This is a genomic window from Mesorhizobium sp. M0016 (assembly GCF_040324035.1).
Classification (GTDB): domain Bacteria; phylum Pseudomonadota; class Alphaproteobacteria; order Rhizobiales; family Rhizobiaceae; genus Mesorhizobium.
In genome coordinates, this window is the sequence record NZ_JAMYVM010000014.1 from 1 (window position 1) to 24,423 (window position 24,423).

Below are 24,423 nucleotides of genomic sequence, written 5' to 3' on the forward strand. Positions count from 1 at the left end.
CCCCCCCCGGGGGGGGGGGGGGGGGCGGCCGGCCCCGCGGGCCGCCCCCCCCGCCCCGGGGGGGCGCTCCCCCCCCCCCCCCCCCCCCCCCCCCCCGCCCGGCCCCCCCCCCCGACCCTCCCCACAAGGGGGAGGGTGAAGACCCCACCATCTGCCTCGCCTTGTCGATCGCGATGTACTCGAGCTGACCGCCGCCGATCGTGCCAAAAATCGCCGCCTGCGAGACGAGCATGAAGGCGCCCTTCTCGCGGGGGGTCGAGCCCTTGGTACTGGCCACTTCGACCAAGGCAAACCGGTCGGCGCTGGCGAGAAAAGCTCTGAGCCTTTGCACTTTCGACTTCATATTTCGCATTCCCGTACGGGAAATATAGGGTTTTTCAGTCTGAATTCCACGTTTTGCCAGAATCCAGGTCAGAGTCAGGCGCTATTCTTGGCTTCACCCTTCAGCCGTTCGATCGCCATCAGCACCCGTTCTGGTGTTGCAGGAGCGTCGAGACGCGGACAGACCTTATGATCGGCCACACTTGCCACCGCGTCCGACAGCGCATGCAGCACAGACATGCCGAGCGGGAAGGGCGGTTCGCCGACCGCCTTGGAACGGTGCACCGTCGGCTCGTTGGCCTCCGGCCAGTCGGCCAGCGTGACGTTGAATATCTTCGGCCGGTCGGACGCGAGCGGGATCTTATAGGTCGACGGCGCATGCGTGCGCAGCCGGCCCTTGCCGTCCCACCACAGCTCCTCCGTCGTCAGCCAGCCCATGCCCTGGATGAAGCCGCCCTCGATCTGGCCGAGATCGATGGCGCGGTTCAGCGAGCGGCCGGTTTCATGCAATATGTCGGTGCGCTCGACGACATATTCGCCGGTCAGCGTGTCGACCGAGACTTCCGAGCACGAGGCGCCATAGGCGAAATAATAGAACGGACGGCCCTCGCCCTTGTCACGGTTCCAGTGGATTTTCGGCGTCTTGTAAAAACCCGCCGCCGACAGTTGGATGCGGGCCATATAGGCCTGCTTGACGAGGTCGGTGAAGGCGATCTCCTGGTTGCCGATGCGCACCCGGTTGGGCAGGAAAAGCACCTGCTCGCGCGGCACCTGGTATTTTTCGGCGGCGAAGTCGGTCAGCCGTTCCTTGATCTGGCGGGCGCCGTTCTGCGCCGCCATGCCGTTGAGGTCGGTGCCGGACGACGCCGCGGTGGCCGAAGTGTTGGGCACCTTGCCGGTGGTCGTCGCGGTGATCTTGACCTGGTCGAGGTCGATCTGGAACTCTTCCGCCACCACCTGCGCCACCTTGACGTAGAGGCCTTGCCCCATCTCGGTGCCGCCGTGATTCAGATGCACCGAACCGTCGGTGTAGACATGCACCAGCGCGCCGGCCTGGTTGTAGTGGGTGGCCGTGAAAGAGATGCCGAATTTGACCGGCGTCAGCGCCAGGCCGCGCTTGATGAAGCGGCTGTTGGCGTTGAAGGCCTGGATGATGCGGCGGCGCCCCGCATAGTCGGCGCTCGCCTCCAGCTCGGCGACGATGCGGTGGATGATGTTGTCCTCGACCGTCTGGTGATACGGGGTGACGTTGCGGCCCCCGTCCTTATCACCACTGGTGCCATAAAAATTCTGCTTGCGGATTTCGAGCGGGTCCTTGCCGACGGCAAAGGCAACCTCGTCGATGACGCGTTCGGCACCGACCATCCCTTGCGGGCCGCCGAAGCCGCGAAACGCCGTGTTCGACACGGTGTTGGTGTAAAGCGGCGCCGATTGCGCATGCACCGCCGGCCAGAAATAGGTGTTGTCGCAATGGAACAGCGCGCGGTCGGTGACCGGGCCGGACAGGTCCGATGAAAAGCCGCAACGCGCCGCGAACATGAAGTCGACGCCAAGAATGTTGCCGGCGTCGTCGAAACCTACTTCGTAGTCGACGAGGAAGTCATGGCGCTTGCCGGTGGCAATCATGTCGTCGTCACGGTCGGGCCGAATCTTGACCGCGCGATGGTGTTTCTTGGCGGCGATCGCCGCCAATGCCGCAAACTGGTTGCCTTGCGTCTCCTTCCCGCCGAAGCCACCGCCCATACGGCGGATTTCCACCGTGATGGCATTGCTCGGCACGCCCAGCGCATGGCTGACCATATGCTGGACTTCGCTCGGATGCTGGGTCGAGGAATAGATGGTGACGTCCTGGTCCTCGCCGGGAATGGCCACTGCGATATGGCCTTCGAGATAGAAATGCTCTTGGCCGCCGATGCGCATCTTGCCCTTCAGCCGGCGGGGCGCCGCCTTGATCGCGGCAGCGGCATCGCCACGCTTCAGCGTGAGCGGCGGCGTGACCAGCTTGTCCTTGCGGGGGTCGAGATCGCCAATGTCGGTGACGAAAGGCAATGGACTGTATTCGACCTTGGCCAGCCGGGTGGCGCGGCGCGCCTGTTCGCGCGTCTTGGCAATAACGCAGAAGATCGGCTGACCATAAAACTGCACCTTGTCGTCGGCCAGCACCGGCTCGTCGTGTCGACCGGTCGGCGAAATGTCATTTTCGCCCGGAACGTCCTTGGCCGTCAGCACATCGACGACGCCCGGCGCCGCGCGCACCGCCGACAGATCCATTTTGCTGATCGTCGCATGCGTCGCCGTGGACAGGCCGAGGCAGCCATGCAGCATGCCCGCCGGTTCCGGCATATCGTCGATATAGACCGCGCTGCCGCTGACATGCTTGTGCGCGGAATCGTGGCGCTGGTCGGCGGCGACGCCACCGGAAATCTTCTGCGCCTTGAGATCTGGAGAGGCGTGCTTGTTCATCAGGCCGCCTCGTTGCGTGACACCTGGAACGGCGCCTTGCTGCCGCTGGTTTCGGCAAAAAAGCGCAGCAGCAGGTTCCTGGCCGCCAGCGCCCGGTACTCGGCCGATGCCCGCATATCGGTCAGCGGGGTGAAATCGCCGGCATATTCAGCCATGGCCGCTTCCACCGTTGTCTCCGTCCACGGCTTGCCGAGCAGCGCTTTTTCGACACCGAAAGCCCGCTTCGGGGTGGCCGCCATGCCGCCATAGGCGATGCATATATCGGCCACGGTTCCGTCCTTGGCCAAGTCGAGGAAAAAGGCGCCAAGGGCTGCGGTGATGTCCTCGTCGCGGCGCTTGGTGATCTTGTAGACGGCAAACTTCGTGCCCTTGGCCGGCACGGGAACGTGCACGGCCTCGACGAATTCGCCTGGCTGCCGGTCCTGCTTGCCATAGGCGATGAAGAAATCCTCGAGCGCGATGGTGCGCCGCTTCTTGCCGCGGCGCAGCGTCAGTTGCGCACCAAGCGCGATCAGGGGCGGCGGCGTGTCGCCGATCGGCGAGCCATTGGCGATGTTGCCGCCGATGGTGCCCATGTTTCGTACCTGTTCGCCGCCGATGCGGTCGAACAATGGCCCGAGCGCGGGGATGCGCTTGGCCAGTGTCGCGAAGGCGTCGGTGTAGGTAACGCCGGCGCCGATGGTGATGACGTCATTGTCTTCGGAGATCGCGCACAGCCCCTCGAGATTGCCGATGAAGACTACCGGTGAGATGTCGCGCATGTGCTTGGTGACCCACAGGCCGACGTCGGTCGAGCCGGCGACAACAGTGGCGTCGGGTTCCTTATCCAGTACAGCGGCGAAATCATCGGCGTTGGCCGGGACGACCAACCTCAGCTTGCCGGCGCCGATTTCGACGCGGGCACCGTCATGCATAGCCTCGAGCCTGGCGGTGATCGCCTTGCGCTCGGCCGCCAGCGGATCCTTCGCCGCCTTGCCGTAGCTGGAGATGGCACGCGCGGCGCGCATGATTGCCTCATAGCCGGTGCAGCGGCAAAGATTGCCTTGCAAGGCCTTCTCGATCGCCGCATTCGACGGGTCCGGCGACTTCATCCACAAGCCGTAGAGCGACATGACGAAGCCCGGCGTGCAGAAGCCGCATTGCGAAGCGTGGAAATCGACCACCGCCTGCTGCACCGGATGCAATTGGCCAGGCGCGCCGCGCAGATGCTCGACGGTGACGACATGGGTGCCGTCGAGCGAACCGAGGAAACGGATGCAGGCGTTGACGCTTTCATAAACCAGCTTGCCGGCGGACAATTTTCCGACCAGGACCGTGCAGGCGCCGCAATCGCCCTCGGCGCAGCCTTCCTTGGTGCCGCGCAGCGAGCGGTCGAGCCGCAGCCAGTCGAGCAAGGTCGCGTCGGGCGCCACCGACGACAGCGCGACATCCCTGCCATTGAGGATGAAGCGGATCTCGTTGCGTATTGTGATCTTGGCCATGCGTCAGCTCCCCCTGTAGGTCGAGTAGCCATAAGGAGAGATAAGCAACGGCACATGATAATGCACGGATTCCGCCATGCCGAAGCGGATCGGCACACTGTCGAGGAAGGCCGGTTCCGGCAGTTTGGTGCCCTGGCCGCGTAGATAGTCACCGGCGGCGAACACCAGTTCGTATTCGCCGAGGCGGAATTCCGCTCCTGCCAGCAGCGGCGCATCGCAGCGGCCGTCGGCATTTGTGACGACGGTCTTCAAATGTATCCGCGCGTCGCTCTCAAGATGATAAAGCGCGATCGACAGGCCCGCCGCCGGCTTGCCGGTCGCGGTGTCGAGCACATGCGTCGTCAGACGTCCGCCATCGGCTTTCGACGTTTCTGCCACTGGCGCCTCCCATTTCCGATACAGCCGAACAAAGCAGTGAATTGTGCGCCAATTAAAGGCGATGCATAAGTCCCGGTCGAGCGGAGTGGCACAAAAACACTTTCAAAAATTTCGGGGGAATGCGCGAGCAACCCTTTCGACTATCCTGATCACAACTTCCGGCAGCGTCCGGCGGGGAGGGGCAATGCGTTACTCTAGAGACATGCGCGGCTACGGAGCCAATCCGCCGGATCCGAAATGGCCGGGCGGTGCGCATGTGGCCGTCCAATTCGTCGTCAACTACGAGGAAGGCGGCGAGAACTGCGTGCTGCACGGCGACAAGGCCTCGGAAGCCTTCCTGTCGGAAATCGTCGGCGCCGCGCCCTGGGTCGGCCTGCGCCACTGGAACATGGAATCGATCTACGAATATGGCGCGCGGGCAGGCTTCTGGCGGCTGCTGCGCCTGTTCAGCGAGGCGCAAGTGCCGGTGACCTGCTATGGGGTCGCCTCAGCATTAGCCCGGTCGCCCGACCAGGTGGCGGCGATGCAGGAGGCCGGCTGGGAAATGGCCTCGCACGGCCTGAAATGGATCGACTACCGCGACCACAGCGCCGAGGACGAGCGCCGCGACCTCGAAGCGGCGATCAAGCTGCACTACGAGGTGACGGGCCAACGGCCGACCGGCTGGTACACCGGCCGCACCTCGGTCAATACGGTGCGGTTGGTGGCCGAAGAGGGCGGCTTCGACTATGTGTCGGACACTTATGACGACGAACTGCCCTACTGGTTCGAGCACAGCGGCGGCGCGCAACTCGTCATCCCCTACACGCTCGATGCCAACGACATGCGTTTCGCCACGCCGCAGGGATTCAATTCCGGCGACCAGTTCTTCGCCTATTTGAAGGACAGTTTCGACACGCTCTTTGCCGAGGGCAAAGCGGGCCGGCCGCGGATGATGAACATCGGCCTGCATTGCCGCCTCGTCGGACGTCCTGGTCGGGTGGCGGCGCTGAAGCGCTTCGTCGACTATGTGAAATCGCACGACAAGGTCTGGCTGGCGCGGCGGATCGATATCGCCAGGCACTGGCAGAAGAACCACCCCTACCAGCCGGCGGCGCTCAAGCCGTCGAAGATGGAGTTCGAAACCTTCGTCGACACTTTCGGCGGCGTGTTCGAACATTCGCCCTGGATCGCCGAACGTGCCTATGAGCTGGAGCTTGGGCCGGCGCATGACAGCGCCGGCGGCCTGCACAATGCGCTCTGCCGCGTCTTCCGCGCCGCCAGCGAAACCGAGCGGATCGGCGTCCTCAACGCCCATCCCGATCTCGCTGGCAAACTGGCCGAAGCGAGACGCCTCACTGCGGAATCCACACGCGAGCAGGCCTCCGCCGGCCTCGACGCGCTGACCGACAAGGAGCGCGAGCTGTTTTCCAAGCTCAACGCCGCTTACGTCACCACCTTCGGCTTTCCCTTCATCATCGCGGTGCGGGGCAAGACCAAGGAGGAGATCCTCGCCGAGTTCGAGGCGCGCATCGGCAACAGCCGTGGCGTAGAACTCGATACCTCCTGCAAACAGGTCGAGCGCATCGCGCTGCTCCGCCTGAAAGACATGCTCCCGCTCTAATGAAATGACTGAGGGGTCAGGACCCAATGGATATGATCAAGACTGACCAGAAAACCTATTATGCACCGCATGGCGGCCATCCCGGCCAAACTGAGCTTTTGACCGGCCGCGCCGTCTTCACCGAGGCCTATGCCGTCATACCGAAGGGAGTGATGCAGGACATCGTCACCAGCCCACTGCCGTTCTGGGACGAGACCAGGGCCTGGATCATCGCCAGGCCGCTTTCGGGTTTCGCCGAGACATTTTCGCAGTACATCGTCGAGATCCTGCCTGGCGGCGGCAGCGACCGGCCCGAGCCGGACACCGGCGCCGAGGGCGTGCTGTTCGTGGTCGAGGGCGAGTTGACCGTTTCGCTGGCCGGCAAGAAGCACGTGCTTCAAGCCGGCGGTTTTGCCTTCCTGCCGCCGGCCAGCGGCTGGACGGTGCGCAACGAAGGTCGCGACGCCGTACGCTTCCACTGGATCAGGAAGGCCTATGAGGCCGTCGACGGCATCGACGCGCCGGAAGCCCTGTTCAGCAGTGACCAGCAAGTGGCGCCGACGCCGATGCCCGGCACCGAGGGCCGCTGGGCGACGACCCGTTTCGTCGATCCGGCCGACATGCGCCACGACATGCATGTCACCATCGTCACGCTCGAGCCCGGCGCCGTCATCCCGTTTGCCGAGACGCATGTCATGGAGCACGGGCTCTATGTCTTGGAAGGCAAGGCGGTCTACCGCCTCAACCAGGACTGGGTCGAGGTCGAGGCCGGCGACTTCATGTGGCTGCGCGCCTTCTGCCCGCAGGCCTGCTACGCGGGCGGCCCAGGCAAATTCCGCTATCTCCTTTACAAGGACGTCAACCGGCACGCCAAGCTCGGCGGGGCGGGCATTGGCGGTCGCGCGCGGTGACCCGCATCACAGCGCGGCCGCTGACCCGCGAAAGCTTTGCCGGCTTCGGCGATGTCATCGACATGGGCGGCGGCAATCACTACCCGATCAATGGCGGCAAGACCGAGCGCTACCACAATCTCGCCACCGCTGAAGCCGCGGGACCGAATGCCTGCGTGCTGATCTCGATGGCGCGCGGCACGCCTTACGACCTGCCGCTGAAGCTGACCATGGTCGAGCGCCATCCCTTAGGCAGCCAGGCGTTCATCCCGCTGTCACCGCGCCCTTTCCTGGTCGTCGTCTGCCATGACGGCAAGGACGGTCCGGGCGAGCCGCACGCCTTCATCACCGCACCCGGGCAAGGCGTCAACTATCCGCGCAATCTCTGGCACGGCGTGCTGACGCCGCTCGGCGAAGCGCAGGATTTCGTCATCGTCGACCGCGGCGGTGACGGCTCCAACCTCGAAGAGTTCCATTTCTCGCACACCTACGAAATCCATCTCCCCAACGAGACCTGAGAAATGACCGACATATCGCTGATCGACCGCCTGCTCGATGTCATCGAGCACGACATCGTGCCGAAAACGGCAGAGGGCGTGGCCCATGGGAACAAGCTGTTCGGCGCCGCCATCCTGCGGAAGGGCGACCGCTCGCTGGTGCTGGCCGAAACCAACAACGAGATGGAAAATCCGCTCTGGCATGGCGAGGTGCACTGCCTGAAGCGTTTCTATGAAATGCCGAAAGCCGAGCGCGTCGACACCAAGGACGCCATCTTCATCGCCACGCATGAGCCCTGCTCGCTCTGCCTGTCGGCGATCACCTGGACCGGCTTCGACAATTTCTACTACCTCTTCAGCCACGAGGATTCACGCGACAGCTTTGCGATCCCGCACGATCTGAAAATCCTGAAAGAGGTCTTCACTCTTGATCCCGGCGGCTACAATGCCGAGAACACTTATTGGAAGAGTTTTTCCATTCGCAGGCTGGTGCGGGCGCTGCCCGAGGCCGAGCGCGGCCGGCTTGAGGCAAGGATCGGCAATATTTCCGCCCGCTACGACGAACTGTCCGGCGCTTATCAGGCGCGCAAGGCCGAAAACGACATTCCGCTGAACTGACGCGGATTGCCTAGCCTACCTTCGCGTTTTTCAGCACCTCGTTGATCCTGGCCTGCCAGCCCTTGCCGGTCGCCTTGAATTTACTGATGACATCCTGATCCAGACGGATGGACACGACTTGCTTAGGCTTCTCCACGGCTGGCCGGCCACGAGCACGCCTTATGCTCTCGAAAAGTTCTGGAAACACTTCCGCGAAAGGCCTGGCTTGCGCCAACTGTTCGTCTGTCGTCTCCGCATCGTCGGGATCATCAACAATTTGTCTTTGAATTTCCACTTCCTCCGCATCGGTAAGCGGTCGAACACGCGATTTAGGATTGTTCATATACTGACCTTTCCTTTCGGCTGGCACGGCGCATCGAGATCACCGAAATCGCCTCCGAACCAAGCGGCTTGAAAATCACGGCCAGGATGATCTCTCCGAATTCGCCAATCGCCTTGAACCGGTCGGCCTTGGCTGGAAGGACGGTTGAAGTCGCAAAAAACTCAATATCGAGTTCGGCAAAATCGAGACCCCGGCTGTCCAGGTTCGTCACGCGCTTTGGCTCATCCCAAACGATTTTCAGGCGAAACCATCCTCATCACGTTGGGTTCAGTTAATAAATGTAATACATTAATTATAATCCTGCAACATCAGGGCAAAACAATCGGGCTACATATCGTGGCGTCGTCGCGGCGACACCGGCCGTCGCCCGTTTGACTTCATGACATGCCCGCTTCATGCGTCACTGACATCCTGGAGCATCGCATGAAAACCATCACCGAATTTCCCCGCAAGGTCGTCGAATTCCCCGATATGGGCATCGTCATGCCGGATGGTTGCCGGCTGTCGGCGCGGGTTTGGATGCCGGAGGACGCCAGCAGCGATCCGGTGCCGGCGATCCTCGAGCACCTGCCCTACCGCAAGCGCGACGGCACCATCTTTCGCGATCAGCTGACGCATCCCTATTTCGCCGGCCACGGCTACGCCTCGATCCGCGTCGACATGCGCGGCAATGGCGATTCCGAAGGGCTGATGGACGACGAATATTCCGAACAGGAATTGCAGGACGCCTGTGATGTGATTGCCTGGGCGGCAGCACAGCCCTGGTGCAATGGCAGCGTCGGCATGATGGGCATTTCCTGGGGCGGCTTCAACTGCCTGCAGGTAGCGGCCAAGCAGCCGCCGGCGCTGAAGGCGGTGATCAGCCTGTGCTCGACCGTCGACCGCTACGCCGACGACATCCACTACAAGGGCGGCTGCCTTTTGACGGAAAATTTCGGCTGGGCCTCGACTATGTTGTCCTATTCGTCGCGACCGCCGGATCCGCTGATTGCGGGCGACAATCGCTGGCGCGACCTCTGGCTGACGCGGCTGGAGAACCAGTCTTTCCTTCTGCCGCTCTGGCTCAGCCATCAGCATCGCGACGCCTATTGGAAACGCGGTTCGATCTGCGAGGATTTCTCCGCGGTCAAAGCCGCCGTGCTGTCGATCGGCGGCTGGCATGACGGCTACCGCAACACGATCTCGCATCTGGTCACCAACATCCAGGCGCCGGTGAAGGGCATTGTCGGGCCATGGATCCACAAATACCCGCATTATGCCGAACCCAAACCCGCCATCGGCTTCCTGCAGGAGGCGTTGCGCTGGTGGGACAACTGGTTGAAGGGCGTCGACACCGGCGTCGAGGCCGACCCGGACTACCGCGCCTATGTCATGGACAGTGTGCGGCCGGCGCGCTGGCACCCGGAGCGGCCGGGCCGTTGGGTGGCCGAACAGGAATGGCCGTCTCCCAACATCAAGGTCGGGGCGATCGAACTCATTGCTGACGGCGTCAGGCCGGCGATCGTGGCGACCCCGCAAAGCTGCGGGCTCGCCGGCGGCGAATATTTTCCCTTCACCTTTGGCCCGGAACTGCCCGGCGACCAGCGCCCGGACGATGCGCTGTCCGTCTGCTTCGATCAGCCTGTGCTTGCCGAGGCACTCGACATCGTCGGCGCGCCGGAGCTTCTCATCCGGGTGTCGTCCGATCGCCCGCAGGCGAACATCGCGGTGCGGCTGTGCGACGTGCACCCCGACGGCGCCTCGGAACTGATCTCCTACGGCGTGCTCAACCTGACGCATCGCGCTTCGCACGAACAGCCGCAAGCGCTGGTGCCGGGCGAAACGGTTTCGGCGCGCGTTATTCTCGACCAGTGCGCCTACCGCGTGCCGGCCGGACACCGCCTGCGCATCGCTGTTTCCAACGCTTACTGGCCGATGATCTGGCCGTCGCCGGAGCCGGTGCGGCTCGACCTTTCAGCGGCGACGCTGAGGCTGCCGCTGCGCCCGCTCGCAAAAAGCGACGAGACTTCATTCCAGTCTCCCGAAGGCGCAACACCCTGGGCAACCGAGACAGTTCGTACAGCGAATTCCGAGCGTCACGTCGATCGCGATGAGAAGACCGGCATCGTCACGCTGTCGATCACGGATGATTTCGGAGAAGTGCGCGATCTCGCGCATGGACTGGCCAATGGCAGCATTGCCCGCGAGAGCTGGACGATCCACCCCGACGACCCGCTGTCTGCCTCGGGCCGCACGCACTGGACGCAGACCTTGTCGCGAAACGGATGGTCGGTGCGCACCGAGACGTCGGCTGAAATGCGCTGCGATGCGCAAAACTTCATCGTCAGCGCCAGAATCGAAGCCTATGAGGGCGAAACGCTGGTTTTCGAACGCGATTTCGAAGAGACGATCCCGCGCGACCTGCTCTGAGCGTCCACCCGACTGGTCCAGTTGCGACGCACGATTTACGCCACGGCATGTCGCATTCCGTCTTGCTTACCGCTTTGCCTTCCGGTCAATATCCCTTTGGTAACAACAAGCAAAAAACGACCATAAGGTCGAACCAACAGAGTGAGGAACTCAAATGTCCAACGAACTCGAATATCTGAGCCGGCGCGTTGCGTCCGGCAAGCTGAGCCGTCGTGATTTCCTCGGCCGCGCCGCAGCACTCGGCGTCACAGCGCCCTTCGCCAATATGCTGCTTTCCAGTGCGGCTCGCGCGGAAGGCCCGGTCAAGGGCGGCACGCTGAAGGCCGGCCTCGTCGGCGGCGAATCCACGAACAGCCTGGACCCGGCTTTGTTCATGACGCAAGTGCCGTTCGCTTTTGGCAAGATGTGGGGCGAACTGATCGTCGAGCTGTCCCCGGAAGGCAAGCTCGAGAACCGCATCGCCGAAGAGATCGGCTCGTCGGACGACGCCAAGGTGTGGACGCTGAAAATCCGCGACGGCGTCGAATTCCACAACGGCAAGACGGTGACCGCTGAGGATGTGGCGGCAACGCTCGAGCGCCATTCCGATGAAAAGTCGAAGTCCGGCGCGCTGGGCTACATGAAGGGCATCGACAGCATCAAAGCCAGTGGCAAGGAAGTCGTCCTGACGCTGAAGGAGGCCAACGCCGACCTTCCCTATCTCCTCAGCGACTACCACCTCATCGTCCAGCCCAACGGCGGCAAGGACAAGGCGGATGCCGGCATCTCGGCAGGACCCTACAAGGTCACCACCAACGAGCCCGGCGTGCGCCATGGCGGCGAGCGCTTCGCCAATTACTGGCAGGCCGACAAGATGGGCCATGCCGACCAGATCGAGATCATCGTCATCAACGACGCGACCGCGCGCACGGCGGCCCTGCAGGGCGGCCAGGTCAACATGATCAACCGCGTCGAGCCGAAGATCGTCGACCTCATCAAGCGCGTACCGGGCGTCACCATCCGCAACCATGCCGGCCCCGGCCACTACGTCTTCATCATGCATTGCAACACCGCGCCCTTCGACAACAGCGACCTGCGCATGGCGCTGAAGCTCGCGATCGACCGCGAAGAGATGCTGAACAAGGTGCTGCGCGGCTACGGCTCGCTCGGCAACGACTTCCCGATCAATTCGTCCTATCCGCTGTTTTCCGAGATCGAGCAGCGCAAATATGATCCCGACAAGGCCAAGTTCCACTACAAGAAGTCGGGCCATGACGGCACCGTGCTGCTGCGCACCTCCGACGTCGCCTTCCCGGGCGCGGTCGACGCCTCGCAGCTCTTCCAGCAGAGCGCGGCCAAGGCCGGCATCAAGATCGAGCTCAAGCGCGAGCCCGGCGACGGCTACTGGAACGAGGTCTGGAACAAGCAGCCCTTCTGCGCCTCCTATTGGGGCGGCCGCTCGACCCAGGACCAGATGTACTCGACCGCCTATCTGTCGACCGCCGACTGGAACGACACCCGTTTCAAGCGTCCGGACTTCGACAAGCTGGTGCTGGCCGCACGCGCCGAACTCGACGAGACCAAGCGCAAGCAGATGTACCACGACATGGCCGTGCTGGTGCGCGACGAGGGCGGCCTGATCCTGCCGATGTTCAATCAGTTCATCGATGCGACAGGCGCCAAGGTCGGCGGCTGGGTAGACGATCCGCATCAGGAGCTGATGAACGGCTACGCGCTGGCGAAGTGCTGGCTCGAAGCCTGAGCCCGGCTTTGCGGATATGTCCTCACCCGTCGTGAAACTTGTGGCCCAGCGCGTTGCGCTGGGCATCGTCCTCTTGCTGGCCGTTTCGGTCCTGATCTTCGCCGGCACCCAGATCCTGCCCGGCGACGTCGCGCAAGCCATTCTCGGACAGTCGGCGACGCCGGAATCGCTCGCCAATCTGCGCGAGCAGCTCGGCCTGAATCAGCCGGCTTACATCAGGTATTTCCATTGGCTAGGCGGTGTGCTCACCGGCGATCTTGGCACGGCGATGTCGAGCGGCCAGGATATTGCCACGTCGATCAAGGGGCGGCTGTGGAACACGCTGTTCCTCGCCTTCTGGGCTGCGATCGTGGCCGTGCCGCTGGCCATCATCCTCGGCCTGATCGCCGTGCGTTACCGCAATGGCTGGGTCGACAAGCTGATCTCCGGCCTGGCGCTCGCCTCGACATCTTTCCCGGAATTCTTCATCGGCTATGTGCTCGTCTATTTCTTTGCCGTGAAGTATCAATGGTTCCCGGCCATTTCCACGGTCTATGACGGCATGCCGTTCGGTGAGCGCATGCAGGCGATCGCGCTGCCGGCCACCGCGCTGACGCTGGTTGTGCTGGCGCATATGATGCGCATGACCCGCGCGGCCATCCTCAACGTCATGCAGTCGGCCTATGTCGAGACGGCGGAACTGAAAGGCCTGTCGGCCTTCAACGTCATCCGCAAGCATGCTTTCCCCAATGCCATAGCGCCGATCATCAACGTGGTCATGCTCAACCTCGCCTACCTCATCGTCGGCGTCGTCGTGGTCGAGGTGATCTTCGTCTATCCCGGCATGGGACAATATCTGGTCGACCACGTCACCAAGCGCGACGTGCCGGTGGTGCAGGCGGTCGGCCTGGTCTTCGCCGCCGTCTATATCAGCCTGAACATCATTGCGGACATCGGGGCGATCGTCGCCAATCCGCGCCTCAGACATCCGAAATAGGCGGCGGGCATGCTCGACATCAAACGCATCCCCATCCCTGCGCTGATCGGCATCGTGCTGACGGCTATGTTCGTGTTGGCGGCAGTTTTCGCACCGTTGATCGCACCGTACGGCAATGCCGAAATCGTCGGCGATGTCTGGGAACCGATGACGGCGGCACATTTGCTGGGCACCGACAATCTCGGTCGCGATCTTCTGTCGCGCATGATCTACGGCGCTCGCATCACGCTGTTCATCGCGGTGCTGGCCACCGCGCTGTCATTCTCGCTCGGCGCCATCCTCGGCTTTTCGGCGGCGGTGTTCGGCGGCTGGTTCGACACGCTTCTGTCGCGCCTTGTCGATCTGCTGATGTCGATCCCGACCCTGATCATGGCGCTCGTCGTGCTTTCGGTGCTGCCGACCAATCTGGTGACGCTGATCCTGGTGATGGGCGTCCTCGACTCGACCCGCGTCTACCGGCTGTCGCGCGCGGTGGCCGTCGACATCAACGTCATGGACTATGTCGAGGCCGCCAAGCTGCGGGGCGAAGGCAGCGGCTGGATCATCTTCCGCGAGATCCTGCCCAACGCGCTTTCGCCGCTGGTCTCGGAACTTGGCCTGCGCTTCATCTACGCGGTGCTGTTCTTGTCGACGCTCTCCTTTCTCGGGCTTGGCGTGCAACCGCCGGATGCCGACTGGGGCGGCATGGTCAAGGAGAACAAGGACGGCATCGTCTTCGGTATCGGGGCGGCACTCATTCCCGCCGCGGCGATCGCAGCACTGGCGATTTCGGTCAATCTGGTCGCCGACTGGGTGCTCAACCGCACGACAAGCCTGAAGGGAGGACGCGGGTGATGGCTGACACAAAAGCAAAGCCCGGCCTGCTGCTCGATATCCGCAATCTGCGCATCGAAGCGACAGTGTTTCCGCCCGGCGAGGCGCCGAAGAACATCGTTTTGGTCCACGATGTCTCGCTGACGCTGGAAAAGGGCAAGGTGCTCGGCCTGATCGGCGAGTCCGGCGCCGGCAAGTCGACCATCGGCCTGTCGTCGATGGGCTATGGCCGTGGCGGCGTGCGCATCACCGGCGGAGAGGTGCTGCTCAACGGCCGCGATATCCTCAAGGGCGGCAAGGAAGGTTTCCGCAAATTGCGCGGCCGCGAGGTCTGCTATGTCGCGCAGTCGGCGGCCGCGGCCTTCAATCCGGCGCACAAGCTGATGGACCAGGTGGTGGAAGCAACGCTGCTGCACGGCACGGCGACACGCGCCGAGGCCGAGAAACGTGCCGTGGCGTTGTTCAAGAAGCTCAGCCTGCCAAACCCCGAAATCATCGGCGAGCGGTTCCCGCACCAGGTCTCCGGCGGTCAGTTGCAGCGGGTGATGACGGCTATGGCGCTGTGTTCGGAACCCGACCTGATCGTCTTCGACGAGCCGACCACGGCGCTCGACGTGACGACGCAGATCGACGTGCTGGCGGCGATCAAGGACGCCATCCGCGACACCCATGTCGCGGCGCTCTACATTACCCACGATCTTGCCGTCGTCGCCCAGGTCTCGGACGAGATCATGGTGCTGCGCCATGGCAGGCTGGTCGAATGGGGCGGCACTCGCCAGATCATCAAGGAGCCGCGCCAGGAATACACCAATGCGCTGGTCTCGGTGCATGAGATCGAGCATGCCGAGCAGAAGCCCGGCGCCGCGCCGTTCCTGTCGGTCAAGAACGTCACCGCCGCTTACGGCGGCAGCCACGTCAAGGTGCTGAAGAACGTCTCGGTCGACATCTTTCCGGGACAGACGCTGGCTGTCGTCGGTGAATCCGGCTCCGGCAAGTCGACGCTGGCGCGCGCCATCACCGGGCTGTTGCCGCCGGAAGAAGGCACCGTCACCTTCGACGGCAGGCCGCTCGCCAACAGGCTTGCCGACCGGCCGAAGGAGGATCTGCGGCAATTGCAGATGATCTACCAGATGGCCGACGTGGCGATGAACCCGCGCCAGACCGTCGGCACCATCATCGGCCGGCCGCTGGAATTCTACTTCGGCATACGCGGTCGCGAGCGCGACAAGCGCGTCGCCGAACTGCTCGACGAGATCGAGATGGGCAAGGGCTTTCTCGATCGTTATCCGGCCGAACTCTCCGGCGGCCAGAAACAGCGCGTCTGTATCGCCCGCTCGCTCGCTGCCAAGCCCAAGCTGATCATCTGCGACGAGGTGACATCGGCGCTCGACCCGCTGGTGGCCAACGGCATTCTCAAGCTGCTGCTCAACCTGCAGCAGCACGAGAAGGTCGCCTACCTCTTCATCACCCACGATCTGGCGACGGTGAAGTCGATCGCCGATTCGATCGCGGTGATGTACCGCGGCGAGGTGGTGCGCTACGGCGCCAAGAGCAAGGTGCTGACGCCGCCCTTCGACGCCTATACCGACCTGCTGCTGTCGTCCGTTCCCGAGATGGAGATCGGCTGGCTGGAAAAGGCGATCAAGGGACGGCGCATGGCGAGCGCGGGGAATTAGTAGGGAATTCGCGGCCTTTGTCGCGAAAACTTCCTTCAACGGCAAAAGCTTTCCGGAGCCGCCCATGGCGCTCAAGACCAAACTGCTGCTCATCATTTTCGATGGCGTGCCCTACCGGAACTGGCGCCGGCTGATGGGCAATCTCGAAGGCTGGGTGCAATCGGGCGAGGCGCAGGTGTGGAAGATGCGCTCGGTGCTGCCGTCGACCTCGGCCTGCTGCTATGCCTCGATCCACACCGGCGTTTCGCCGCAGGAGCACGGCATCCTATCCAACGAGAACCGTTTTCTCGTCAACAAGCCGGATATTTTCTCCGAGGTCAGCAAGGCCGGCGGCAAGACCGGCGCGGTGACGCATTCCTACTGGTCGGAATTCTTTCGTTCCTATCCGTTCGATCTGGTCGAGGACATGGAGTATGACGAGCCCAACGGACCGATCGCGCATGGCCGCTTCCACACCATGACCGGCTACAATGCCCGCAACCAGATGACGCCGAGCGATGTCGACCTGTTTGCGACGCTGACCATGCTGACCCGACGCCATGCCATCGACTACGGTATCCTGCACACCTGCACTCTGGATTCGATGGGCCATCGCTTCGGCCATGACTGCCACGAAATGGACCATGCCTGCTATGCGATGGACGGCATGCTGGCAGCCTTCCTGCCGGGCTGGCGGCAGGCCGGTTACGAGGTGATCGTAACCGCCGACCACGGCCAGACAGACCGCGGCCATCATGGCGGCCGTGACGATGAAATGCAGGATTTCGCGCTGTATTATTTCGGAGCCGGCAAAGGGCCGGATCCGGACACGCTGCTTGATCAACTGCAACTGGCGCCGACGGTGCTGAAGCGGCTGGGTGTGCCGGTGCCGGAGACCATGAAGGCTAAGCCGTTTTTGGGGTGACGGAGGTCGTCGCTGAGCCGCCGTTCGCTACCCCCTCTCCCCGTCACTATACGGGGAGAGGGTAAGGGTGAGGGGCAGCGCAACATCAAACATAAATACCCCAACGCCGGTGCCGCCCCTCATCCGGCTGCCGCCACCTTCTCCCTGTATAGTGACGGGGAGAAGGGAGACACTCTGGCAACACTCACCTTCTTCGGTTAGCTTCGCCAAAATTCCTTGGCGGAAGGATGAACCTTTTTGAACCTATCGGCGACAGAGCAGACAGGAGCCAGGCGGCTCGACCGGCCATGACGGCAGCGACCGAGACTGATCCCGCGCTTGTCGACCGGGTCGCGAAGGGCGACCGTGCCGCTGTTCGGCTGCTGTTCATGCGTCACCACGCGCGGGTCTACCGCTTCGTGGTGCGCCAGACGGGATCGGAAATGATGGCCGACGATATCGCAAACGAGGTCTTTCTCGAGCTGTGGCGCCAGGCGCCCGGTTTCGAAGGGCGCTCGGAAGTCTCGACATGGCTGCTCGGCATCGCCCGGTTCAAGGCGCTGTCGATGCTTCGCAAGAAAAAAGAAGACTGGATCGATGACGACGATGCGGCGCAGGTTCCCGACGGCGCCGACACGCCGGAAGTCGCCACCATGAAGGAAGACAAGGGCGCCGCTTTGCGGCGCTTCGTCGATGCCTTGCCGGAGGAACACCGCTCGGTGATCGACCTTGCCTATTACCATGGACAGTCGGTGACGGAGATTGGCGAGGTGCTCGGCATCCCGGTCGCCACCGTCAAGACCCGAATGTTCTACGCCCGCAAGAAACTCGGCGAAGCCCTCAAGGCCGCCGGTTACGACAGGGGGTGGCCATGAGCAATCCTGAAGACATGAGCGCCGCTGAAAAAATGTCGCGCCGTGACGAAATGGAAACGCTGCTGCCGTTCTACCTGAACGGCTCGCTGGAAGGCTCGGACCTCGAAGCCGTCGAGGAATGGCTGGCGTCCGACCCGGCTGCGATGGCTGCGCTTGGCGAGGCCGAGGCCGAATTCTCCGGCGCCACCGCCGCCAACGAAGCGATCCGGCCACCGGCCGATGCGCTCAGCCGCTTTGCCAGGGCGCTTGACGCCGAAGCCGGACCGGTCCGCGCGCCGGCGGGCCGTTCCTGGCTGTCGCAGGCGCTCGGCCGTGTCGTGGCGGTGCCGGTCGGTGTCGCCTGGGCGGCGGCCGCTGTCTTGCTGGCGTTGGTCGTGGTGCAGTCCTACGTGCAGACCGGCGGCAAGGGTAATGATTTCGAGATTGCCGGGGCCGAGGACGAGTTGGCGAAACTGCCGTTCGCGCTGGTCAAGTTCAAGCCGGATGCGAAGATGTCCGACATCGCTGTCTTCCTCGACCAGAACGCGCTGAAGATCGCCGGCGGGCCGGCCGCCTCGGGCGTCTTCCGTATCGCCATCCCGGCCAAGACCGGAGCAGACTATGCCAAGCTCGTCGGCCTTATTGCCGCCCAGCCTTTCGCGGAAACTGTGATCGAGGGAAGGAAACCGGTTGATGGCAGCTAAGGCGGTCACTCGATTTGCGGCGATCCTGGCGGCGGCGATGACAATCGCCGCCGTGCCTGCGTCGGCGCAGACCAATGATCCCAATGCCGGTCGGACGAAAACCGACTGCACCGGCGCGACCGGAGCGACGGCCGCCGACTGCCCGAAAGACGGCAATGACGCCAAGGGCGGTGCGGGCGCCGGAGAGCAAGGTGCTGTTACCCTTCCGGCCCTGATCGTCGACCTGTTTCCCAATCCACCCGCTGCCGCGGCGCCCGTGCCGACGCCACGGCCGTCAGCGCCGCCGGCCGACACGCAGGCCGGACCGCCTGCCGGTGGCCCCATCGTTTCGCCGACCGATCTTGTCGCGACCGCTCCCAGGCGTGCCATCGCCGGCGAGTTCGTGCCCGACGAGGTGCTGGTGACCGTCGACGGCGACGTCGGCGCCGTCCAGCAGATAGCTGCCTCCTTCGGCCTCGAAGTGCGCTCGCAGCGCCAGTCGCGGCTGCTCGGCACCACGCTGGTGCGCTTCGGCATCCCCGACGGTCGCCCGGTCGGCACCGTGCTGGCGCAACTGGCCGCCGATGGCCGCACCCTGCGGCGCGAGCCCAACCATGTCTATTCGCTGCAGCAGGCGGCCGGCATCGTCAACTATGCCTTCGAGCGCATTCAGCTCGACAACAAGCAAGCCAGTGGCGAAAACGTGCGCATCGCCGTCATCGACACCGGCATAGACGACACCAATCCGGCGCTGTCCGGCGTCATTGCCGACCAGTTCGACGCCATGCCCAACGTGCCGGTCGAAAAGCGTGACCACGGTACCTCGGTCGACGGGCTGATCGCCGGCGTCGGCGCGCTCGAAGGCATGGCGCCCGGCGCCAGGATCTATCACGCCCGCGCCTTCGAGGACGGCAGGTCGACCATGGATGTCATCCTGTCGGCGCTCGACTGGGCGGCGGACCAGAATGTCAGCATCATCAATATGAGTTTCGTCGGCCCCAAGAACGATCTGCTCGCCACCGCCTGCCACAATGCGCGCGGGCTCGGCATCATCCTGGTCGCTGCTGCCGGCAACAACGGGCCGAAAGCGCCCTATGGCTACCCCGCCGCCTATGACGGCGTGATCGCGGTCACCGCCACCGACGCCAAGGACGGGCTGATGCAGCAGGCCAATCGCGGCGCTTATGTCTTCATCTCGGCGCCCGGCGTCGAGATGGTGGCGCCGAGCGGCGCCGGCTCTGACGTCGTCACCGGCACCTCATTTGCCGCCGCGATCGTGTCCGGCGCAATCGCCAACCTGATCCACGCCTCACCCGAGCGCTCGGCCGACGATATCGAAAAGGCGCTGGCCGCCACCGCCAGGGATCTCGGTCCGAAGGGACGGGACAATGATTTCGGTTATGGGCTGCTGGATACGAAGGCGGCGGCGAACAAGTAAACCGGGCGAATTTCGCGCCACCCAATTCAGAGCGCCGGACCCAGCCGAACAGGGCTGCCATCATGGAAGCGCGACAGCCGGAAGCGGCTGAGGTCGTGCCCGGTCTGGTTTCCCTGGATCATGTCGGCAACGACCCGGCCTATGCCAGGCCCGATACCGAAGCCGTGACCGCTCATTCCCGTCGCGACGAAAAGACCGCCGACGGCCTGCACATGATCCACGATGGGGACGACGTCCGGCATGGCGTCGATCATGCCGCCCCAGCCTGCCTTCAGGCGAACTGTTTCGAGCTGTGGAAAAAGACGTCCGAAATTGCGTTCTATGGAACGCAGCCCGGCTCGTTCAGGGGGCGGGTTCAGCACCCGCATTTTTTCGAAAGGACTGACGGAATCCGGCGCCCAATCGCGCGGCGTCGACCAGGCGTCAGGGTAGCCTGACGGGGCGAACGGAAAGTAGCGTGTCCCGAACGGATTGTCCCTGAGGGCGGGAAGGTAATTGGTGGCGTGCCGGAATGCGTCAGGCCCCAGGTAAAGCAAATGGCTGCCGCCCGCGGCGAGCGTATATCCGCCATCCTGCCTGCGCCGGAACGCGATGTGTTCGTCGGCGGCCGCACCTGCATAGACCTCAGGCATGGGCTCCGTTGCGGCTGCGGTTACTCTGACGCTGAGCTGGGGGATGGAGATGCCGTGTCTGCGCAAGAACAGAGATGACCAGGCGCCGCCGGCGACCAGCACGCTGGAGGCCTCGACATACCCCGCCTCGGTCCACACGCCCTTGATCTTGCCGCCTGAGATTTCGAGGGTTCGCGCCGCACAATTCTCGACGATTTTGACGCCTTTTCGCGCGGCGAGCCGGGCAAGTGCGGGCACCGCCAGCCAAGGCTCCGCCCGCATGTCGGAGGGCGTCGTCATCGCGCCCTTGAATTTGCGCGACATGCCTTTGATGAGTGCCGCGGTTTCGTCTGCATCCAGGAGACGGGTGTCGAGCGCATGCGTCGCAGCGATCTTCATGAATGCTTCGAAGCCGGCCATGTCCTTGTCGGTCTTCGCCAGGTAGGTCACACCTGTCTGGGTCAGGCCGATGTCCTCGCCGCATTCCTCAGCCAGTTGCCGCCACAGGCGAATAGCCTCTATGACGATGGGCAACTCGTCGGCGTCGCGTCCCTGCTTTCGGATCCAGCCCCAATTGCGGGACGACTGTTCGGCCGCAATGCGTCCTTTTTCCAGCAGCGTCACCGGGATGTTCCGCTGTGCCAGGAAAAGCGCCGTCGTCACACCGATGATGCCGCCACCGACAATGACCACCTCCGACGTTTTCGGCGGTGGGCCAGGATGCCGGATTGGATCCGTTTCGGAGAACGGGAATATGGGCAAGTGGCGCACCCTGAGGACTGGTTGATGGCTCTGGCTTACTGGTTGCCACCCACTCGAAGCCAAATCAAGGACAGGTCCAGGCAGACCGTTGTCCCAACGAAGTCAATCTATCTGCGGGCAACATCCACATGGGTGAACTTGCCCAGCGGAGCAATTGGATTAATCCCTAAACCGGCGCGCCGGCGACCGAGCCTCTCACCACCAGGTCGACAGGCCAGACCTCGCCCCGCGCCCCTTCTTCCAAGCCGGAAATGCGCGCTGCCAGGCGTTCGGCGATGCGGGCGCCGGCGAGGCGGATCGACGAGCGCGTCGTCGACAGCGGCACGGAAAAATTCTCCGGCTTCAGCCATGGAAAGACGTCGTCATGGGCAATCAACGACAGGTCGCCGGGAATGGTCAGGCCAAGGTCGCGCACCGCGCGCACGACGCCGAGCGACATGATCAGGCTGGAGCAGGCGATCGCCGTCGGCCGCTCGCTCTGTTCGAGCAGGCGCCTGGCGGCGCGGTAGCCGTTCTCCTCGGTCATGGTGAGTGAACAGACATGGCGCTCGCCGAGCGTCAGGCCGCTCGCGGCCAGCGCCCTGCGCATGCCGCGCTCGCGGTGGATGGCGAAGGTCTCGCGGTCGTCGCCATTGATCAGCGCCAGCCGGCGGTGGCCGAGCTGAACCAGCAGCCGGGCGGCGTCGTGGAAGCCGCCCTCATTGTCGATGTCGGTGAAGGGGTAGTCGAAATCGAAGCCTTCGCTGCGGCCATGGACGATGAAGGGAATGCCGAGCGTGTTGACCAGCGCCACCCGCCGGTCGGCCGGGCGCGGCGAGGAGATGTAGACGGCGTCGACCTGGCGGTTGGCGACGATGCGGCGATAGGTGGTTTCCTGGTCGTCGGCATCGGCCGGCGACAGCACCAGGTCGAGCTCGTGCGAGCGGGCATAGTCGCCGAGACCCGACAGGAACTCGACGAAATGCGGGTCGATGTCGACGGAGGCGCCCGTCGGCAGCACATACCCGATCATGCCCGTCTTGCCGGTCGCCAGCCGGCGCGCGCTCGGGTTGGGCCGGTAGCCGTGGCGCTTGGCGGCATCCACCACACGCCGGCGGGTTTCCTCGTTGACCTCGGGATAGCCGTTAAGCGCACGGCTTACCGTTGTCTGCGACAGGGCCAGCATATGAGAGAGCTGCTTCAGGTTCACTGGCAGGCCTCCAAGCCTCAAAGCGCTTTTAATTTTGAAGCCACGCGGCGCCACAAGGGCGCGGCCGAGCTGGTCGACCATACGCACTGGTCCGGCCAGTTTGAAGCTTAATACGGTGCTGCACCGCCGTAAAACTGTGCTGCAGTGCACTTTACCAAGTCTTGCGGCCCGCAATTAAATCGATTAGCCCACCGCCCTCTTGACTTCCAGCCGATTCAATGGCGAGATCAAAAAGACCAAAGCGCTTTGGAAGACTCTTCGAAAGGTTGCGGTTCCTTTCTGAACGAGTCACAGTCCTGCAGCGTCGGCGGGCGGAATGGAGGTTCCGCCCGGGTGTATGTGTCCACACTGGGAGGAATACCGATGAAGAAGATGCTTCTGCTTGGCGCAGCGTTTGCCACGCTCGCCTTGTCCCTGCCGGCGCAAGCCGAACTGAAGTTCAAGCCCGGGGAAGACAAGCGCTTCAACTGGGCCAATTACGAAGAGCTGAAGAAGGTCGATCTCAAGGGCGAGACGCTGACCATCTTCGGGCCTTGGCGCGGCGAGGACGAAGGCCTCATCCGCACTGTTCTCGAATATTTTCAGGAAGCCACCGGCGCCGAGATCAAATACTCCTCGTCGGAAAATTACGAACAGCAGATCGTCATCGATACCCAGGCCGGCAGCCCGCCCAATATCGCCGTACTGCCGCAGCCGGGCCTGATCCAGGATCTGGCGTCCAAGGGCCTTTTGACGCCGCTGGGCGACGACACCGCCAAATGGATCAAGGACAATTACGGCGCCGGCCAGTCATGGGTCGATCTCGGCACCTTCAAGGACAAGGACGGCAAGCCGGGCTTCTTCGCCTTCCCCTACAAGGCCGACGTGAAATCGCTGGTCTGGTATTCGCCCGACAATTTCGAGGAAGCCGGCTACAAGGTTCCCAAGACCCAGGAAGAGCTCGCCGACCTCGAGAAGAAGATCATCGCCGACGGCGGCACGCCGTGGTGCATCGGCCTCGGCTCAGGCGGCGCTACCGGCTGGCCGGCGACCGACTGGGTCGAAGACATCATGCTGCGCACCCAGGCGCCCGACGTGTATGACAAGTGGGTAAAGAACGAGATCCCGTTCAACGATCCGGCGGTGGTCAACGCCATCGACATTTTCGGCAAGATCGCGACCGACGACAAGATGGTCGACGGTGGGGCCAAGGCGGTTGCCGCGACCGACTTCCGCGACAGCCCGAAGGGCCTCTTCTCGGTGCCGCCGAAATGCTACCTGCACCATCAGGCATCGTTCATCCCGACCTTCTTCCCGGAAGGCACAAAGGTTGGACAGGACGCCGACTTCTTCTACTTCCCGCCCTATGCATCCAAGCCCGAGCTGGGCACGCCTGTGCTCGGCGCCGGCACGCTGGCCATGATCACCAAGGATTCGAAGGGTGCACGCGCGTTCATCGAATTCCTGAAAATGCCGCTGGCACATGAAATCTGGATGGCCCAGGGCGGCTTCGTCACGCCGCTCAAGTCGGTCAACAAGGATGCCTATGCCAGCGACGCGCTGAAGAAGCAGGGCGATATCCTCGCCAATGCCTCGACCTTCCGCTTCGACGGTTCGGACCTGATGCCGGGCAAGATCGGCGCCGGCGCCTTCTGGACCGGCATGATCGATCTGGTCGGCGGCAAGTCGGCGCAGGATGTCGCCACCGACATCCAGAAGAGCTGGGACGCTATCAAGTAGTCAGCTGGCAAGCAGTCAGCTGGCAAGTAACCACTGCCAAGTAATCAGCCGCTTTGGCGGCAAATTCAGGACTTCCTCCACAGACTGGGTCCGGGCCGCTATGGCCCGGATCCGACC

At 63.4% G+C, this 24,423-nt stretch carries 22 protein-coding genes; 14 read left to right on the forward strand and 8 right to left on the reverse strand.

From position 1 onward, the window contains the following. From NKJ88_RS33015 to uraH, 4 genes are all read right to left on the reverse strand, one after another. A partial coding sequence (locus tag NKJ88_RS33015; RefSeq protein WP_502904756.1) for an XdhC family protein occupies positions 1 to 343 on the reverse strand: 343 nt, incomplete at its 3' end. A gap of 74 nt (positions 344 to 417) precedes the next feature. Then, a complete protein-coding gene (gene xdhB, locus NKJ88_RS19970) occupies positions 418 to 2,784 on the reverse strand; it encodes a xanthine dehydrogenase molybdopterin binding subunit (RefSeq protein ID WP_352445142.1) in 2,367 nt (788 codons plus the stop codon). Then, positions 2,784 to 4,265, reverse strand: a complete 1,482-nt coding sequence (gene xdhA, locus NKJ88_RS19975) for a xanthine dehydrogenase small subunit (RefSeq protein ID WP_352445143.1) — start codon at positions 4,263 to 4,265, stop codon at positions 2,784 to 2,786. The genes xdhB and xdhA overlap by 1 nt, the downstream gene beginning before the upstream one ends. A 3-nt stretch (positions 4,266 to 4,268) precedes the next feature. After that, positions 4,269 to 4,643 carry a hydroxyisourate hydrolase gene (gene uraH, locus NKJ88_RS19980; protein WP_023694734.1) on the reverse strand — a complete coding sequence of 125 codons (375 nt, stop codon included), beginning with the start codon at positions 4,641 to 4,643 and terminating at the stop codon, positions 4,269 to 4,271. A 184-nt stretch (positions 4,644 to 4,827) separates the two neighbouring features. Between uraH and puuE the strand changes: the two genes are divergently transcribed. The 4 genes from puuE to NKJ88_RS20000 are packed head-to-tail and all read left to right on the forward strand — an operon-like array spanning position 4,828 to position 8,230. Beyond that, positions 4,828 to 6,246 carry an allantoinase PuuE gene (gene puuE, locus NKJ88_RS19985; protein WP_023700408.1) on the forward strand — a complete coding sequence of 473 codons (1,419 nt, stop codon included), beginning with the start codon at positions 4,828 to 4,830 and terminating at the stop codon, positions 6,244 to 6,246. A gap of 32 nt (positions 6,247 to 6,278) precedes the next feature. Continuing rightward, positions 6,279 to 7,136 carry a bifunctional allantoicase/(S)-ureidoglycine aminohydrolase gene (locus tag NKJ88_RS19990; protein WP_502904757.1) on the forward strand — a complete coding sequence of 286 codons (858 nt, stop codon included), beginning with the start codon at positions 6,279 to 6,281 and terminating at the stop codon, positions 7,134 to 7,136. Continuing rightward, positions 7,133 to 7,633 (forward strand): ureidoglycolate lyase, encoded by a 501-nt coding sequence (locus NKJ88_RS19995; RefSeq protein ID WP_023700406.1) that lies wholly within the window; start codon positions 7,133 to 7,135, stop codon positions 7,631 to 7,633. The genes NKJ88_RS19990 and NKJ88_RS19995 overlap by 4 nt, the downstream gene beginning before the upstream one ends. 3 nt (positions 7,634 to 7,636) lie before the next feature. Beyond that, positions 7,637 to 8,230, forward strand: coding sequence for a nucleoside deaminase (locus tag NKJ88_RS20000; protein WP_023700405.1), 594 nt, complete (start codon positions 7,637 to 7,639; stop codon positions 8,228 to 8,230). 10 nt (positions 8,231 to 8,240) lie between these two features. Here the strand turns inward: NKJ88_RS20000 and NKJ88_RS20005 are convergent, their stop codons facing one another. Together NKJ88_RS20005 and NKJ88_RS20010 are read right to left on the reverse strand one after the other, a co-directional pair. Then, positions 8,241 to 8,552: a BrnA antitoxin family protein gene (locus tag NKJ88_RS20005; protein ID WP_023671384.1), complete on the reverse strand. Its 312-nt coding sequence runs from the start codon at positions 8,550 to 8,552 to the stop codon at positions 8,241 to 8,243. Next, on the reverse strand, positions 8,539 to 8,793 hold the full coding sequence (locus NKJ88_RS20010) for a BrnT family toxin (RefSeq protein ID WP_023700404.1): 255 nt from the start codon (positions 8,791 to 8,793) through the stop codon (positions 8,539 to 8,541). The genes NKJ88_RS20005 and NKJ88_RS20010 overlap by 14 nt, the downstream gene beginning before the upstream one ends. A gap of 182 nt (positions 8,794 to 8,975) precedes the next feature. Here NKJ88_RS20010 and NKJ88_RS20015 point away from each other — a divergent pair, with 182 nt between their 5' ends. From NKJ88_RS20015 to NKJ88_RS20055, 9 genes are all read left to right on the forward strand, one after another. Beyond that, on the forward strand, positions 8,976 to 10,961 hold the full coding sequence (locus NKJ88_RS20015; RefSeq protein ID WP_023700403.1) for a CocE/NonD family hydrolase: 1,986 nt from the start codon (positions 8,976 to 8,978) through the stop codon (positions 10,959 to 10,961). Between the two features lie 154 nt (positions 10,962 to 11,115). Next, complete coding sequence (locus tag NKJ88_RS20020) at positions 11,116 to 12,702, forward strand: ABC transporter substrate-binding protein (protein ID WP_023671387.1); 1,587 nt, start codon at positions 11,116 to 11,118, stop codon at positions 12,700 to 12,702. Between the two features lie 16 nt (positions 12,703 to 12,718). Further along, on the forward strand, positions 12,719 to 13,678 hold the full coding sequence (locus NKJ88_RS20025; RefSeq protein WP_023671388.1) for an ABC transporter permease: 960 nt from the start codon (positions 12,719 to 12,721) through the stop codon (positions 13,676 to 13,678). A gap of 9 nt (positions 13,679 to 13,687) precedes the next feature. Next, the gene (locus NKJ88_RS20030) at positions 13,688 to 14,512 is read left to right on the forward strand and encodes an ABC transporter permease (RefSeq protein ID WP_023671389.1); all 825 of its coding nucleotides are present in this window, start codon (positions 13,688 to 13,690) and stop codon (positions 14,510 to 14,512) included. Continuing rightward, positions 14,512 to 16,167, forward strand: a complete 1,656-nt coding sequence (locus NKJ88_RS20035; protein ID WP_023694741.1) for an ABC transporter ATP-binding protein — start codon at positions 14,512 to 14,514, stop codon at positions 16,165 to 16,167. Before NKJ88_RS20030 ends, NKJ88_RS20035 begins: the two co-directional genes overlap by 1 nt. A gap of 64 nt (positions 16,168 to 16,231) precedes the next feature. Continuing rightward, the gene (locus NKJ88_RS20040) at positions 16,232 to 17,071 is read left to right on the forward strand and encodes an alkaline phosphatase family protein (protein WP_023694742.1); all 840 of its coding nucleotides are present in this window, start codon (positions 16,232 to 16,234) and stop codon (positions 17,069 to 17,071) included. A gap of 287 nt (positions 17,072 to 17,358) precedes the next feature. Then, entirely contained in the window at positions 17,359 to 17,925 is a 567-nt protein-coding gene (locus NKJ88_RS20045; RefSeq protein WP_027049224.1) for a sigma-70 family RNA polymerase sigma factor, read from the forward strand. Between the two features lie 14 nt (positions 17,926 to 17,939). After that, a complete protein-coding gene (locus tag NKJ88_RS20050) occupies positions 17,940 to 18,608 on the forward strand; it encodes an anti-sigma factor (protein WP_352445218.1) in 669 nt (222 codons plus the stop codon). Continuing rightward, positions 18,598 to 20,025: a S8 family serine peptidase gene (locus NKJ88_RS20055; protein ID WP_352445148.1), complete on the forward strand. Its 1,428-nt coding sequence runs from the start codon at positions 18,598 to 18,600 to the stop codon at positions 20,023 to 20,025. Before NKJ88_RS20050 ends, NKJ88_RS20055 begins: the two co-directional genes overlap by 11 nt. A gap of 26 nt (positions 20,026 to 20,051) precedes the next feature. Here NKJ88_RS20055 and NKJ88_RS20060 read toward each other — a convergent pair whose 3' ends face one another. Then, on the reverse strand, positions 20,052 to 21,398 hold the full coding sequence (locus tag NKJ88_RS20060) for an NAD(P)/FAD-dependent oxidoreductase (protein ID WP_023696898.1): 1,347 nt from the start codon (positions 21,396 to 21,398) through the stop codon (positions 20,052 to 20,054). Positions 21,399 to 21,564: 166 nt separating this feature from the next. After that, complete coding sequence (locus tag NKJ88_RS20065) at positions 21,565 to 22,587, reverse strand: substrate-binding domain-containing protein (RefSeq protein WP_023684299.1); 1,023 nt, start codon at positions 22,585 to 22,587, stop codon at positions 21,565 to 21,567. A gap of 363 nt (positions 22,588 to 22,950) precedes the next feature. Here NKJ88_RS20065 and NKJ88_RS20070 point away from each other — a divergent pair, with 363 nt between their 5' ends. Continuing rightward, on the forward strand, positions 22,951 to 24,306 hold the full coding sequence (locus NKJ88_RS20070) for an ABC transporter substrate-binding protein (protein ID WP_023668892.1): 1,356 nt from the start codon (positions 22,951 to 22,953) through the stop codon (positions 24,304 to 24,306). Positions 24,307 to 24,423 lie beyond the last annotated feature (117 nt).

Bases quoted from the DNA above. Each gene is read 5' to 3' on its own strand.
- NKJ88_RS20035 (WP_023694741.1), top strand. From the start codon at position 14,512: ATGGCTGACACAAAAGCAAAGCCCGGCCTGCTGCTCGATATCCGCAAT.
- NKJ88_RS19990 (WP_502904757.1), top strand. From the start codon at position 6,279: ATGATCAAGACTGACCAGAAAACCTATTATGCACCGCATGGCGGCCAT.
- NKJ88_RS20030 (WP_023671389.1), top strand. From the start codon at position 13,688: ATGCTCGACATCAAACGCATCCCCATCCCTGCGCTGATCGGCATCGTG.
- NKJ88_RS20070 (WP_023668892.1), top strand. From the start codon at position 22,951: ATGAAGAAGATGCTTCTGCTTGGCGCAGCGTTTGCCACGCTCGCCTTG.
- NKJ88_RS20025 (WP_023671388.1), top strand. From the start codon at position 12,719: ATGTCCTCACCCGTCGTGAAACTTGTGGCCCAGCGCGTTGCGCTGGGC.
- NKJ88_RS20040 (WP_023694742.1), top strand. From the start codon at position 16,232: ATGGCGCTCAAGACCAAACTGCTGCTCATCATTTTCGATGGCGTGCCC.
- NKJ88_RS20050 (WP_352445218.1), top strand. From the start codon at position 17,940: ATGAGCGCCGCTGAAAAAATGTCGCGCCGTGACGAAATGGAAACGCTG.
- puuE (WP_023700408.1), top strand. From the start codon at position 4,828: ATGCGTTACTCTAGAGACATGCGCGGCTACGGAGCCAATCCGCCGGAT.
- NKJ88_RS20000 (WP_023700405.1), top strand. From the start codon at position 7,637: ATGACCGACATATCGCTGATCGACCGCCTGCTCGATGTCATCGAGCAC.
- xdhA (WP_352445143.1), bottom strand. From the start codon at position 4,265: ATGGCCAAGATCACAATACGCAACGAGATCCGCTTCATCCTCAATGGC.
- NKJ88_RS20015 (WP_023700403.1), top strand. From the start codon at position 8,976: ATGAAAACCATCACCGAATTTCCCCGCAAGGTCGTCGAATTCCCCGAT.
- NKJ88_RS20045 (WP_027049224.1), top strand. From the start codon at position 17,359: ATGACGGCAGCGACCGAGACTGATCCCGCGCTTGTCGACCGGGTCGCG.
- NKJ88_RS20055 (WP_352445148.1), top strand. From the start codon at position 18,598: ATGGCAGCTAAGGCGGTCACTCGATTTGCGGCGATCCTGGCGGCGGCG.
- xdhB (WP_352445142.1), bottom strand. From the start codon at position 2,784: ATGAACAAGCACGCCTCTCCAGATCTCAAGGCGCAGAAGATTTCCGGT.
- NKJ88_RS20020 (WP_023671387.1), top strand. From the start codon at position 11,116: ATGTCCAACGAACTCGAATATCTGAGCCGGCGCGTTGCGTCCGGCAAG.
- NKJ88_RS20005 (WP_023671384.1), bottom strand. From the start codon at position 8,552: ATGAACAATCCTAAATCGCGTGTTCGACCGCTTACCGATGCGGAGGAA.